The sequence below is a fragment of the Citrobacter werkmanii genome, assembly GCF_008693645.1.
Classification (GTDB): Bacteria; Pseudomonadota; Gammaproteobacteria; order Enterobacterales; family Enterobacteriaceae; genus Citrobacter; species Citrobacter werkmanii.
The window spans coordinates 862,069-877,150 of the sequence record NZ_CP044101.1 but is presented as its reverse complement, the minus strand read 5'-3'; the positions used below and the strand labels follow the sequence as shown (position 1 = coordinate 877,150).

The 15,082-nt window shown below is 42.7% G+C and carries 6 protein-coding genes and 3 pseudogenes; 3 read left to right on the top strand and 6 right to left on the bottom strand.

Annotation, left to right across the window (positions count from 1 at the left end):
• Window positions 1–658: 658 nt before the first annotated feature.
• Window positions 659–784, top strand: a pseudogene (locus tag FOB24_RS24400) (hypothetical protein); the annotation flags it as partial.
• A gap of 64 nt (window positions 785–848) precedes the next feature.
• Here FOB24_RS24400 and FOB24_RS24395 read toward each other — a convergent pair.
• A pseudogene (locus tag FOB24_RS24395) lies at window positions 849–959 on the bottom strand (type VI secretion system tube protein Hcp); the annotation flags it as partial.
• 164 nt (window positions 960–1,123) lie between these two features.
• On the opposite strand from FOB24_RS24395, the gene FOB24_RS04880 reads away from it, so the two are divergent.
• Window positions 1,124–1,978, top strand: coding sequence for a GIY-YIG nuclease family protein (locus FOB24_RS04880; RefSeq protein ID WP_150344608.1), 855 nt, complete (start codon window positions 1,124–1,126; stop codon window positions 1,976–1,978).
• A gap of 706 nt (window positions 1,979–2,684) precedes the next feature.
• Here FOB24_RS04880 and FOB24_RS04875 read toward each other — a convergent pair.
• From FOB24_RS04875 to FOB24_RS04855, 5 genes are all read right to left on the bottom strand, one after another.
• Entirely contained in the window at window positions 2,685–3,740 is a 1,056-nt protein-coding gene (locus tag FOB24_RS04875; protein ID WP_150344607.1) for a Shedu immune nuclease family protein, read from the bottom strand.
• Window positions 3,721–5,940, bottom strand: a complete 2,220-nt coding sequence (locus tag FOB24_RS04870) for a hypothetical protein (RefSeq protein ID WP_150344606.1) — start codon at window positions 5,938–5,940, stop codon at window positions 3,721–3,723. Before FOB24_RS04870 ends, FOB24_RS04875 begins: the two co-directional genes overlap by 20 nt.
• Window positions 5,941–5,953: 13 nt before the next feature.
• Window positions 5,954–10,141 carry a DEAD/DEAH box helicase family protein gene (locus FOB24_RS04865; RefSeq protein WP_150344605.1) on the bottom strand — a complete coding sequence of 1,396 codons (4,188 nt, stop codon included), beginning with the start codon at window positions 10,139–10,141 and terminating at the stop codon, window positions 5,954–5,956.
• A complete protein-coding gene (locus FOB24_RS04860) occupies window positions 10,138–12,867 on the bottom strand; it encodes a hypothetical protein (RefSeq protein WP_150344604.1) in 2,730 nt (909 codons plus the stop codon). The genes FOB24_RS04865 and FOB24_RS04860 overlap by 4 nt, the downstream gene beginning before the upstream one ends.
• 112 nt (window positions 12,868–12,979) lie before the next feature.
• Window positions 12,980–14,659 (bottom strand): HsdM family class I SAM-dependent methyltransferase, encoded by a 1,680-nt coding sequence (locus FOB24_RS04855; protein WP_223851233.1) that lies wholly within the window; start codon window positions 14,657–14,659, stop codon window positions 12,980–12,982.
• A 262-nt stretch (window positions 14,660–14,921) separates the two neighbouring features.
• Between FOB24_RS04855 and FOB24_RS04850 the strand changes: the two are divergent.
• Window positions 14,922–15,044 (top strand): annotated as a pseudogene (locus FOB24_RS04850) (IS21 family transposase); the annotation flags it as partial.
• Between the last annotated feature and the right edge of the window lie 38 nt (window positions 15,045–15,082).

Here is a 15,082-nt window from a genome sequence, read left to right as displayed (position 1 = left end):
CACTGGCAATAATTCCAAAATCTGTAAATGTGAGTGATGCAAATCACACGTCATTTTTTTACCTATTCATATTCAACAAGTTTTTTTTTGCGTGTTGTTTTGTCGTTCGCTGTTGAGCGTTACCTGCGACGGGAAATACTGAAAACTTTACTTTCCAGGCTGTTCTCATTTTGTATTGGTGAATGAGTACACCCCATTTTGTGAGAGTCGGATCACTTCGCGGGTTACTATTTGTGATACACATCACTAAAAGTGTAAAGCAAAGTGTACAAATTGATGTTGTTTCAGAGTTTGCTATTTGCTTCAGTGAGTTAGATCGCATTTTTGGCAGATATCGACAGGCGTTGTTTTCTGGAGCGCGGGGATATTCAGGCGTGTGGAAGGTAATGAATTTATACGCTGAATAATACCGGATTTATTGGGATGAAGGCGTTTTCTATTTATTCCAAAAGCGTGCTATTCGCGCTTATTTCATCTTATTTACATCTGGACTTCACCCAAGATACTGGGGGAATTTACAGGGATTTTATTAGCGCGATGCGAAGGTGCGCCAACACCTGCGCATCGCTGATCGCAGTCACTATTAAAGGGAATAGTCACCATAACTGATACGCATAGTATTGCGGTTTCATTTGATCCAGAAGTGCATGCCGCACGCACCGCCGAACCCGAAGAGTCAGAACTGATGAAGTCCCTGAGCGCCGTGGAAAGGCTCTACGCGCGCAAGCAAAAGCAGGTGCTGGATTTTATCGGAGTGATTGCGGGGAAAGCGTCAAAGGGGTGAGAGTGTGATAGTCCTTGAGGTGCCTGCGGGCGCCTTTATTATGGGGTATTGCGCCATCTTTGCTTTATGCCGTAGTACGTTCGTTCCAGGCGTCAGTATATTGAATATTGCCATCTACGATACACCAAGTGATTTTTTCATAGCGCAGTTGTACGCTTTCTAAATGCCCGGTTCCCCGCTCGCGCCTTGAGCATGTAAAAACGGTGTTCAAGGCATTAAACAAACTTACTTCTACTAGCCTTTCCAGTGGCAGCCGTACCGCATTATCGCAGCGCGCTACGCCTAACAAGAGAAATCTTTTATCATTGCCTTCTTTAATACCGCAACCAGAGGTGCTTTATGGACAACCTTTCCTTTCTCTATTTATTGATTTTCCCAGCCAAAAAGATGATGAAAATTGGTAAAGCTAATAACATCTATAACCGCATTCAATCACTAACACGAACCTGGGGCGAAGTGGATTTTGAGCGCTCTTACCAAATTATCGTGCCGCAGTCAGAGGTTTTTAAACTAGAAAAAATGCTGCATTTTCTGTTAACCAATTATCAGACAGGCATTGATGCAGGCGATGGTTATACCGAACTGTTTACCATTGAGGCACTGGAACCTGCGATTAAGCATATTCATTATGTTATTGATCATGAAGTAATTAACGCTCAATTGCAGAAAGGCATAGAGAGGCCGCCACTTCGTGCCAGTAGATGTACGGAGCATTCTCATAGGAAAATGAAAAAGCAGTCCAATTTAATGATAAACGACCTTATCGAGGTGACGGAACAGTTCAGCAGGATAAATCGCTTACTGCTTATCTTACTGTTTAAGCAGCATCGACTACTTTATCAATATGATATTGATGAAAATACAGTGAAATTTCGGATAGCGGATAATTACGCTGAACAGAGTGACGCTCACAAAATAATGCGCATGTTTAGCTTTTCAATTAAAGATTTCAGGTATACGGGTACAACCAACTACTGCTCGGGAATCTGTCGCAAAGATACAATCACACAATACAGCGTTCGGCTGATTTCAGCCGACAAAAATGCGCACCCTCTAGTTGCCTATCTCGCCTCACAAACCGAGAACCTATTGAACAGGTTACCGATGCGTTCGTCGTTATTAAACAAGGATCTTCCGGTACTGGAATCGAGTCGTATTTTGTGCGATATATTACATAATAATAGCGAAGTTTAATAATCGTGCCACCGAGACGCAAAACTTTCGCTGAGGTGAAGGTTTAAAAGAAGGGGGGAGGGACAAATTGAACTTTTCACCTGAAAACAGTGCCGGTATAAACTGAAATATCGATCTTTCTTTTACATCACAGCCCATGGCCATAAAAAATAGTTATACTTAAGAACCGATTGCGAAGGCCGGACTCGCCTTTTGGTTTAATTTATTGAAAATTAATGAGTTGTGAGACTTTATTTTGGGGATTTGCCCCCAAAATGGGACATAAAATTGAATACTGCGTGGAAGATCACAAAGTTGGGTGATCATTCTCGAAAAATGAAATCCATTATAACAAGCGGAAAAAAATATTTATCGGCTATTCTGAACGACCGCTCAAACAAGGCAATTTTTGTAGATGAGCAGATTAAAGAATGTCAGTGCCATCACTAAAAATAGTTATGTCAAAGCCTCAGGGGATGACATTAAGTTGAAAAAAACATTATTGTTACCCTATACAAAATTTAGAATCATGTATAAAAAGTAAAATCCCATGCACTAACAATAAACTAAACACTTTATATGTATTGTTGGCATTGTTAGCAATATCTTAATTAAGATATAACAGAACAGTTATCAATAATTTATTGATAAGTAATCTATTTCTTATCCGCCAAATTTTGAAAAGCATACGCCAACCGCTGTGGCATATCATGCTCTCCACAATAAATTATAGTACCGCATTGAAATCATCAGATTTAACTTCGCATTCAGACCCTACATTTTTCTTTGGGGTTAGGATATCGAGTAATAGCTCAAGTTTTTGTAGTAGTTCATCGAAGGTAACTATTTCGACATTTGTATGAGCACATCTGAATGTTTCGAATGAGCGTAGTATATTTGCCTCAACAGGAAGAGTACCAGCAATGATGACACACCGGGTATTGTCTGGTCTTGAATTTGAAAGCTCACCATTATCACGATGGATACTCCATGCAGATTGAAGTGAATGGAGTTGGTATAATACTTGGCTTACAGCGCCACTTAACTCTGAATCAGGAGCATGAACACCACCACCACGTCGGTACTCTCTCTTTTGAATCAGAGGGGTATCTGGTTTTTTGATCTCGACGATAGCTAGTGCCTGCCCCATCCCACGAAAAAGATAGTCGCCTATTTGTGCTCCTTTGCCTGTGATCCCACTAGGCTGCGCGTGAAACTGACTGCATACAAGTTGTACGGGTCCGCAAAACAGTATGGTCAAAATAAATATATTTTGATCGAAAAATTTCTGCCAAGCATTCTCTGTTAGATTTTTACTCAGCATATTACGATATTTTTCAATCATTTGCTTGAGTGATACTCGTTCAATCTCAGCATGCAGTTCCATTAATTCACGGGGTTGCTCAGCAGCCAGTATCGGTAATTCATCATGGACTTGCACAATCATCTGTTGGCGAGCATCATGAATATGCCTTGCACGTGAGCGGTACAAACGAACACCTAATAATAAAGGAGCCAGACGAAATGCAAGATTAGAGTCATTTATCATCCATGTGAGGGGCGTTGACTGTTTGAACACTCCGTGTGCTTGCCCTGCAATCAACGAGCGCTCAATATCGGCAGCTCTAGCTTGTGGTAGACCAATGCGGGTACAAATAGAGTGCAAATCTAAAGGTATATCAAGCAAACCTTTAGAAGCAGCATCACATAAAGCAGCACTTACCTCGCAATGAGGCGCAAGTGCATCAAAGGCATTAAGCATCTCACTTTTCATAAACATCATTCGCTATTTCAAGGAAACCTTTGATACGTTGCCCCTTATGAGTTGCATCCTCACGAGGTGGATGCCCTCCTTTTAACACTGCACGAGACAGTAACTGATTCTGAGCAAGGCAAGACGTCTCTGGAATCATAATACAGTCAGGACATGCTCCCCCAGTGCTATCACATAGTCGTCCAGAATTGCAACGATGTGTCGAGTTCTCAAGCAATCGTGCAAGGAATCTGTTATTTTCATTACGCCACAAAGAGGATAAATTACCAAGATCCATAGTGGTACCGTTTCGATATACCACGAATGCAAAATCTAGCGGAAATATATACTCCCCCATAGACCCTAAATCCAAGCCAGATAACTCTGCTACATTTTTCATGAGTGTATGCGCGTAGGTATGCAGAAGTGTATAAATATATCGATAAGTTGATGCATCATCTTCTTTTAAGAGAGAAAAATAACGACCAAAAGGCTGAGTTACTTCCAGAATCTTCCCTCCTAATTTAATAGAATTACTTTCATTCCATTCAGGAAGGTCTAACACACCGATAGTCTGGAGCCACTTATAGACAACTACTGGATCAAGACGAACGTACAATGCCTCATTTGCTTGCGTCACAACATAAATGGGTCGCTTACCATTACGTAACGGTTCGAATAATTTCAAACGTACAGGCATATCTTGATTATGCCTGTTGAGAAATGGAGTTGCCGATACACGGGTGTATCCATGAGTAAATCGGCACAGATCGAACTCCCGGATTAATCCAATATCAACGATTCCGAGTTTACTCATTAGACGATTAGTCTCAGATTCCTGTAAAGTCTTAACATTTACATCCTTTGGCGCAAGATCTTTATCCAGATGGTTAAAACGTACAAACTTTGCCCGTCCAGCATCACTAGGGGCAGAAAGTTTCCCTCGATTCAAGGCTTCATGTTCAACCGCAAGAATAAAAGGGTCAAAACGACTGGTATATTCACTACGTTGTCTAAGCCGCTCTTTTACAGCCGATGGGAGCTCGACATTTGGCCGCAGAAGTGGAGGTGTACTAGTAGTCCATCTAGTAATTAGTTTATTAATTTCATCATCTGCAATCTTCAAAATGATGGGATTATCTTTTTGAAGTTCCCTTATTTGCATCAGATGTTCATACGATAACCATTCACTCTCTTCACCAGCAGCTAATAGAGTCGATTTCATCTCTTCAGTCGAAAGTTTAGCGCCCTCAAATCGGAACTGAGTACTGATGAAGGTAGCAAGTTCAGCCTCGTATTGTGGTTCTAACATTGTGATGAGATGATGTTCAGACTCAGGAAACAGTACGAATTGTTCTGATTGTGCGTAATACGCTGACGATGCACGATACGAAATTGGCTCCATACGGCGTCTGGCAACAGGTATACCAGGTTGATTCCTGAAGATTCCCGTTGTGAAATGGTCATTTTGTCGCCACGAACTGCTCCCTTTATGCCCACACTTTGGGTTAGCACAATAAAAATGCCACTGGCCGATGCGTGGTGAATCGGTGTTGAGTTTGAAATCTCTTCCACCACATACTTTACACTCTTCACCATAAAGCCTTATGGCATTATTACGTTCATCCCACTCCCATCTGCCTGGAGTCACAGGCATCCACTCACCGGACCAATGCACGAATATAACGTCGACTTGGCGCCATTCGCATCCACCTTTAGCCTCAGCAGCAGTACAACGAGCCTTGCGCAGCTCCCGCATACTCTCCGCTAACTGGTGAACTGATTCAAATCTCTTGAAAAGCCTGCATTTGTTACAAACAAAAGTCAGCGGTGCTGGAGAATACCCCATTCTTAGGGGGCTTAAAAATGACAAGCTATCTCCCCCCAGTGGAACTACAACACTCCCTTTGAGGAGAGACTCATCCAAGCAAAGACGAGGATCGATTTCACGTTCTCCAGTTCCAATCTCATATGCACGAGCGAACCAACTCTGCCAAATCTCCTGCAATCTCAGAATAATTTGTGACTTCGTTTCCGGTTGGATAGGCGCATCATCTACCGTTGCAGATAAATCTGGAATGGAAATACATGCTCCTAATCCGCCTTCAAAAGTAAAGAACGCTCCAGGAGCATAGGCTGCCCCCAATTGTCCTCTTGAGCGTGCCATTGTGGGAGCGTGTAGTGTTTTGCTTTCATCATCATTCGCCAGCATCCCCCTATGTTTTGACATATCAGTCTCCCGTCTATGCATTATCCGAACCATCGTTGCCAGCCACACCATGACGAAGGAAATCCATCACTAACTGTACCTCATCAAGTGATTGTTTTCTGCCATTTACATCTAGGGATGATGCCTGGATAATGCCTGTTTGATCAACATCGCGTAGCGACGTCATTGGCTTAATCATGGGATCTGTTTGGCCGTTGAAGTACGCATCGATATTACCATTCCCCCACATCGGACTACTCCAGGCGTTTACAATGAGATTACGGGTCCTTTGATTAATGCGATCACGATAGTACTCCTCACCTTCAGGTACAAAGGCACCGTTCAACCCCACTGCTAACTCTACAAACTTGTTTATTTCATCAATAAATGAATCACCTCGAGAAATAAACTCTTTGCGTACATTTGGAATAAAACTGAAATCAGGGGTTCTGGCCTTCTCCCCTTCAGGCAGCTGAATTAATTCACTACTAGGACGAACGCCCAACAAATATGCCTGGAATAGGCTAGGATATACACGATCGATAGCACGTTCTGCCCAACGATCTATAGCAGCGGGTTGCACCATTCGTTCAAGAAATCGATGAAAAATATCGAATATATGCACGATGTGCCTATCCCTGCGACGTTGAGGCGTCGGGACAAGGACAATAAAACCTATATGTGTACGCCCAACTCGAGAGGAAGCCTGAATATACTCGGCAATGTCAGAAGGCATTCCGGCAAAGAACATTGAGTTAAACTCATCTACGTCGACACCATGTGAGATAGCTGAAGTCGCGATAACGGAACGTAGCTGTTCTCTTAACGGAGGAAGTGGTTCTTCTGGAGCAACACGTCGTTGTGCAGTATCCACCACGCTTTGAATCTCACCTTGCTCTACCGAGCCGGTAATAAGACGAGTGTCCAGTCCCCCAAGCTCAATGCCTTCGTTAATGTGCCGTTTGCGCGTCTCCTCAGTTTCTGCTGCCATAATTTGATCACCACCCTTCTTATTAGTGACATAGGTCAGCGCAATGCGGTGCAAGTCGATAAGTGTAGCTAATTCAGAAGCATTAGCCTCGGATAACACCTGCTTATGCAGTTTTTGAAGTGATCCCTTAGATACATGCCCAGCTAACATCTGACGAGCAATTTGGAATTGCAGCTCATCACCAGAGGTAAGATTGTCAAATAGCCGACTAATAGTTAAATGAAACCCTGATAGCACCGCAACACTTGTCGATGTGTGTGGCTTACCATTGGTCATAAAAGCCGTATATATACGTGCCTGTCGACTTGCGACCTCAATGTCGGGATGTTTTTTTCGGAGCTCTTCTTCTGCCAATGCAGGTTTTGCATAGAAAGACTCATACAGAGATGGTCCAGGTTCTGGAAACTGCACTGCTGGAATTGAACGTTGATAGAGATGTTCTAGCTGCCTTTCTGGAGAGGATACGGTGGCTGAAGCTGCAATAACCTTGGAACGACGCCGACGCCCTTGGTCGCACACAGCCACAAGATCTTTAAGGGAGTCACCAAGATATTCAAAAACTGCATCCAGGGTAGATTCAAATAAGCCTGCAAAAGTCCCTAGCGACTCATCAAGCAAGTGAGCTTCATCTTGAATAATCAAGCTTGGAAACGGATCGTGAAAAATATGCCTACCATTTCTGTAGGCAGGAAATACTCCCTGCATGCCTTTTGCTGCTGGCCCTGCGGCTAGATCATTATTGGTCGGAACATGCAATCGTCCATTATGGGGATTAACCCAAGGAGCGGCCCCAAACATAGCATAGATACGCCGAATAGTTTTTTTTGAATGACCAATAAGAGCTAATTTATCAACTGTACCTAATAAGACTGATGGTGCTAAATCATAGATATCTTCATCGACGATATAAAATGGCAACGGCTTCCAATCTCCACTATTGAAATCACAACGAATATCAGTACAAACGTGCCCCAAAGTCTGACAACCGTGAGCAACAAACAATCTCAATGCAGTTTCACTACCACAAAATGGGCAGTTTGATAATTTTCGCCATGCACGCATTGCCGCTGAATACTTAGAGTCCTTAGCTCGAAGAAGCTGCTCATTAGCTAAATCAGGAGGAACCGACGACACAATAGGGATACTTTTAACTCCCTTTTCACGATGATAATTTGGAGATCCTCCACTCCCAACCCAAAAACCTATGGCTAATGAATCTCCCCCATACCTATAGCGATTACGAATCCGTTCACCATGTGCAAGTACACCTGCGCATCTTTGTGCTTGCTGGATCGTCAGTAACCTTAAAGGGTAGCGAATTAAGGCTGTCACACCACGACGTTTACCTCTCAGTCTATCAAGCATGAGATTGAAAACTAAAAGTCCAAAGAATGCCTCGGATTTACCACCACCGGTGGCAAAATAGAGCAATGTAACAGCATCATCTCTACGCTCATCATAGAAATGCGAAAACTCAGGGATGCGTGAAGCTAACGCGGGGATATTAGCGATAATAAAAGCCAGTTGGAAAAGACGCCACTCGCCTTTATCGTTACCGAAACGGGACTTCATAAAGTCAGCCATTGTTTCATTCGTAGCTAGCCACGCTTCATAGACGATAGCTTTAGGATCAGACTGCAAGCCTCTCATTTTCCAAGATGCATGCGATTCCGCCAAACATTTCAAACCCACGGCTATCGCATCCATTTCAAAGGTCCATTTCTGCAAATCTTGCCTGAAAGCTTCACCTTCTCGAGCAATTCCTTCTCTATCAGAAGCATCTAATCCTTCAGCAGGATTCACTTGCGAGGGAAGACTGCTAATCCATTCACGCATTGCTGGTATAAGAGGCTCTAAACCATTCAATCCCTCAGGCTTTGCGAGTGAACGCACATGACGCAGAACCCCATTCGCACTAGTAGGAACGATGCGCGGCTGTATGTAACGAGGAGTCCAGCTTGTCTCGAATATTTTGAAATCTTCATCAGACTTCACCTGAACAATACCGCAGTTGTGGCCTATTGCGGGGTGAGTTAGGTACTTGTTATAACGGTAAGATGGATCGATACGCTCAAGCTTGAGGGGATGGTGAAGCGAAGTGGGAACTTTAAATTGAAGGGATACAAGAAAAATAGCTTCGTCCGTCTCATCTTCATACTGACTCGGTATACTACTAGTATTCTCAAGGGCAAGAAAGAAACTACGTTTGGAAGAAGACAGCCAATCTTCGTTCAACTCAAAGTTCCAACTAAGTTGAATGCTTGGTAAAGCGATATGTAACTTTGAATTGCGAACAATGTTGAGGAAATCTTCCCATTTAGTGTATTGGCTCGCGGGAATATTTACCAAATGCCTATATCCCCAATTTTTTCCACCTACATTAGGATCATCACTTTCCGCCCATTCCTGCAGTCTCGCAGATAGAGTTGCATTCATTAATATCGCATGTTCATCAATATTGCTTTTGAGAGTCTCATAAGACTTAGATGTATCAATCTGTAGAGGCGGAAGATTAACATCCAACCTCATCCATTTATGAGGAACACTTAGCGGTTCAAAATGTTCATCTTTTATTGGTAAAGCTTCCCCTACTTTGACAAATATACCTTCTTTAGCCCCTTCTCCTAGAATATCCTTTTCACTAGATGATTCCACTTCAACTTCTACGGAATCTTGTGAAAAATCAGATGTTAATAAGTGTCTAGGTATACCTCTAGCGGTATAGATTTCTTCCACAATCTGAGAGCGAATAGCACCCCACTCTGGATGTTTCCATTTTGAAGTATAAGCTCCTTTAACCTCTTCCCATGCTTTTTCCAATCGGCGGTTACGCTCTGCAGTAATTTCGTCAACAATAGCTCTGCGCAACATAAATACTGGGCAGCAATTCGGCCTCGTGAGATCTTCTTCTTGGGGTAGAACTCTGACATAGACACACAGATTAGGCTGGACCGTTATTATTGAAGATTCGGAAAGATTGAGCTGCATCTGCAGTCCATGTGACGAAACCCAGATGGGAGATGTTACCTCATCGTCTCCTAATGGGTTACGCTGTGGTAATAGAAAACCAGAGTTCAAAAGTGTCCTTGGTCGAGCACCATAAAGATACTCTCCTGCCTCTCCCTGCCCACTGAGCTGCGCGTACGTAAGATTTAATAGACTGTCAACAACAGCCTCCTTGAGTGTTGAACTAATTTCGGCAGGGTTAGCACGAAGAGTGGGCTGGCTCATTTTTGAAATTCCTTAATAGGGTAAACACGCTCAATAGTGGCTACATTCTCGCGCGCCTGATTAAACAATCTAGCCAAAGTTTGCCGTTTAATATTTGCGTTACACATAGCTGATTCTGGTTGTAAAAGCATGTATGCATATATATCAGATAAATGGCGACCATCCAGCCTGCGAGTGTTGCGTATAGGTATGATAACCCGCTGCCACTGGTAAGCGATCTCCAGTGATGTAAATCCAAGCACTTGTGCAAATGCTTTAAAAACGTCTTCACGCATCGGGGCTTGTGGACGAAGCTGATCGAAAGGTGTTTCGGACGAATGATCAAGATCAATCCAATGACGCATAGCCTGTAAACTTGGCAAATAACTTTTCAATTGAGGAGCAAGCACAAGCATTTCTTCTCGAATGGTACGAATCTTATCTGTATGTTTGACCTGCCCGAAGCGCAGATTAAGACGCTTTTGTATCTGTTCGTGATAACTTCTCAGCGCTGATTCGAAGGTCTTGTCAGAGTTGATTGATATCCCTGCGTCTGATAAAACTTGTTCAACCATCTCACGCATTTCGACCGACATGATAAAAACTTTGTCTCCGACCTGAAGCGAACGAACTTGACATACTCTAAATCCCGCATCCGATGCATATGTTGAAGTAGGCTCATATACATATACGTCAGATGTTTCATAACGATATTGTCTCTCTCCATTATCGAGCTGGATTGCCCAAGAACCAGGAGTAATTTCTTGATCGTTAATCGGCACATCTGATGACAACTCGACACGAAAAGTGGGCAACATATAACTGCCAGTAGAAAGAATCGAAGCATCTCCGGGTAAGTCATGTAACTGTCGTAAGATAGACTCCATTCTGGGTTTGTAAGATTTAAACTCAGGCATTCGCTCAATAATAGGTTTGAGTGTAGCACGTAGAAACTTGCCAGCTTGCTGAGTCAAGAGAATTACTGAATGATGAGGAATTCGATCATCCGTCAGGACTAAACGTAAGCAATTTTCATTTAACCCTGCAAATATAAGTGTGGCTCCATTTAGGCCATTTAGGTTTTCCTCTAGATGAACTGCTGACAATAAATTTATTCGTTCATAAAAGGATTTATAAGTTACTCCTTCAGGATAATCATCATATTCAGCAAGAAAACGCTCAGCCAACCGCCGATATAATACATTTGTAAATACTATGGCTACTCTATTTTTCTTACGCATTGAAATACTTGAGACAAGATCAGCCAGTTTACGAGCAAAAGGAGTAGCCTCATAGTATTTACCAAATAACTGAGTTCCTCGCGCCAAGCAATCATTAAGAAGTGGTCGTTTATCTCCAACCCCAATATTACGCTCAAACTCATTAACAGCACCTAAGTAATGAAGCCAGTCAAAGGCAGTACGCGTCCTGTCAGATATTTCAGAACCAGATAGATACTCTGACATATGTCGAATACCACAGGGTAATGCGGCTAAACGACAAAGGAATGAAGATGCCTCAATGAGAGGTTTACCTATCTTTTTTCCACCCGGTATAGTGCTGGAAATATGTAGGAGTTTATCTGCGACTTTCGCAATATCAGCGTCTACTATATGGATGATAAATTCACGTGATGTAGGATGCTCAGGTTCATAAGTATCATCCATGCCCAAGCCATCACCACTTATTGTGCTCGGAATACCTGAAATAATGTACTCGTGAGGTGTATGCCACTGATTCGCTTTCTCGCGTTTATAATTTAATTCCCAAAGTTTGTCTTTTAGTTGGTAAGCGACATGTGGTTCATCCGCAACGACTATCACACCTGGTGGGGAACTACGAAAAACCTCCTCCAGCATAAGGCAAAAACGAGCAACTTGTGCTTTCCAATCTGGAGCCTCGAAACGAAGGGAGCGAGAAACATGCACCATCACAACCTCAGGAGGGCCAAACTTAGCTAAAGCCTCACAAGCTTTACGAAGTTCTATCTTTGTCATGCGCCCATCCAGTGCAAAAATAGCATCAGGTGCAGTCTGGGGATCACCTAGGATGGAACAGTTTGACTGCTTTAAAGCATTAGCGTGAGCTCGCTTTAAAAGTTTCTTTCGAATGAGTGCAAGTAGACGTGAATGGCAGGACGTCCAACTCTTAAAATTAGGCGTTGCCAGAAACAGCGGTAACAACTCACCAATCGTCGGGTTGACCTGTTTTTCAGAAATAAGAGGCAGGTTATGATCATTAAGAGAAAAGAAAAAAGCATCCTTGTCTGGCATGGAGCGGGTGACACGGGCATTTGTAGTGGCCTCAGCTAACTCTTTGGCGATACGCATGATACTAGTTCGATCATAATAAATGTGGTTAAGGCAATTGAATACATTAGTTTTTACTGGAAAAAGTAATCCGCGGATGCCTTGCTTATCACCTTGTTGCCAGCGAACAAGAGTAGCAAGAGCGTGAATCATAGTTAACGTTTTAAGTGATGCGGGCCAAACTAACGTAATATGGCGTGAGCGATGCTGAGCTGCATGCAAATATAGATCAGCAAGTTTCACCATTGCTCTTGATGGAGAACTTGGCTGGGGACAGTCATCTCTGAATAGTGGGATTAGGGCATCATGAGTACGAGGAACAACAGGCGCTGGTGGTGATATCGATTCAGCTACAGATACAGGCTCAGATAAAGGTTTAATACGAGATTTTGCAGGTTTAGGTGAAATTCTACGCATATGAGCTAAGCGCTTTGCCAATTCCTCACGCCTGCGCCTTAATGCATCCCATGGATCTGTACGTTGCTTTATTGAGGCCATCTATTTCATTATCTTATAATTTCCCGGACATTATGAAGATAATACAAAAAATTCACATGTCGTCCATAGCTTTACGAGCTGCATCGGCCATATTGTTCCCATGGGAAAGGTGATGCTTGAGCTTGGCTGGTTCAGGGAGGTGTAATTGATTAAGTTCGAAAATTGATACATTGGTTGCGCCTGAGATACAACGAAAGTATCTGTCCACCGTAGGTGTTCCTAGCAATTCAGCTAACTGATTTGGCTGCAGTGCAGGCTCATCTACCGTCTGTTCAATAATAACTGTATGATTTTCACCTACAAATCCACCATAGGTGTCAAAAATTGCTTTTGGAACAGCGGCTGCAATTAACCGTCGCGACTGGCTGTTGGAAGTTACACGCTGCAATATCACGCAAGGATTTTGCACAATCGAGGGATGATCTTTTTTTTCCATGTTCACAAAACAATGTTCGTTGTTTGTTTTTAGAGCACCAGTAAACTGTACACTACCATCCTGAGTAATATCGCTGGACCAAAGTAATGGAACGACTGCACCGCGATGCTCATTAGAAGCACTCTTTGCCGATGCGTAGGTCATACGAGTATCTCGATTCCAAACAAAAGCCCCTATACGAGCCACATATCCATAATCTGCCAAGGTTATCGGAGACTTACTCACTCTCTTAAGCAACGCAACATCGCTTTTTGTACGAGGGATCGGCCATGCTGCCCCAGAATCTGGTAAAGTACATAACCCTATGTCAATATAACTACCATCACGTGAAACTACCGATACTCTTGTGTCATTCGTCGGCGTATACCCAGAAATTTCACGACATGCCAAGGTCAACGTCGTTTCTTGAGAAACATTGATAAAAATGCCGAGACGGTCTCTCACTATTCCAATGCAGAGCATCTTAGTCTGAGCTAACAAGAATCGACGCAACTTTGAGAAATATTGACCAGATAAAAAACTGGTTGGAGTGATCAATGCACAAATACCTTTGTGTTTTAATAAATTGACGCATAGGGCAAAGAAAAGCGAATACAAGTTCGGTTGTGCTTCAATCACGTTAGAATATTTATCAATATATTCTTTGACTTCTAATTTAGACATCTTTCTAAATGGAGGATTACAAACTACTACATCGAGTTTACCCAAGTAACTCATGCCCTTTAAAAGTGAATCACCATGATAAATTTGGAAAATAGGGTAAACCCCTGTGGACATGACCTCTTCATATAGTGCCATTAATAAGAAGTGCCTCGACAATTTACATAATGTGGCGTCTTTATCAAATCCCAGCAATTTCTCTTTTATATGATTAATTATTTGAAAAGCACTTGCTTCTCTACGTAAAAGTTCATCTCTCATACGCATTGCAATTGGTGCTAAAAATGCTCCGCCACCGCAAGCCGGATCACAGAAACTACAATCGGCAAAATCCACACCATTATCCGACAAGTCGTCAAGCAATCGCCTTGTCAAGGTAGGTGGAGTAAAGAACATTGCCAACTGCTTACGACAATCTTTTTCCAAAAGTTGAGCATAAGCAGAGGAGAACCAGTAAGTGGACTCAAGCAGTTCTTGATCCTTCACAAAATCTACAAATGCACACACGCTCTCCTCATTATCTAATGTATCCACTACCGGTAAACCGGACTGAGGAAGTCCGGGGAAGCAATAATTGCACCACTTATCGAGCGCACTGCCAAGAACCAAATCAGCTTCTAGCTGATATTTCTTCATGACGGCATGGAGGCCACGAACTAAACGATGAAATCGGGTCTTATCTGGTAGAAGCATGGGCGAATACTAATCTAAGAGTTAAAAAATCGACGAAATATCCCATGTTGCTTTCCTGCGTATAGCGAAGTTTTACGTGTGTTAGTATAATAACCAAGCGGTTTAGATGTGATCAGATTACCAATTTCTCATAGTTTCTTCAAACAAACAGCCATCAGGTTAAATGATTTTTTTGGTCGCGCGTAAGACGATAATATTAATGTAGCAGCAGTCCATGCTGGCCCTGCAACCAGAGAAAAAACAATATGACATACAGGTCGACGAAAACCTAGTAGCCTTCATCATGCAGTCTATGCCTCCTCCGCTGTCAATCTATGAGACGTTTTGAAGAGGAGCCGCATGATGGTGGAACTGTAACATCAACAA

Excerpts from the sequence above, each read along its gene's own strand:
- FOB24_RS04880 (WP_150344608.1), top strand. The coding sequence starts at position 1,124 with ATGGACAACCTTTCCTTTCTCTATTTATTGATTTTCCCAGCCAAAAAG.
- FOB24_RS04875 (WP_150344607.1), bottom strand. The coding sequence starts at position 3,740 with ATGATGTTTATGAAAAGTGAGATGCTTAATGCCTTTGATGCACTTGCG.
- FOB24_RS04870 (WP_150344606.1), bottom strand. The coding sequence starts at position 5,940 with ATGTCAAAACATAGGGGGATGCTGGCGAATGATGATGAAAGCAAAACA.
- FOB24_RS04865 (WP_150344605.1), bottom strand. The coding sequence starts at position 10,141 with ATGAGCCAGCCCACTCTTCGTGCTAACCCTGCCGAAATTAGTTCAACA.
- FOB24_RS04855 (WP_223851233.1), bottom strand. The coding sequence starts at position 14,659 with ATGAAGAAATATCAGCTAGAAGCTGATTTGGTTCTTGGCAGTGCGCTC.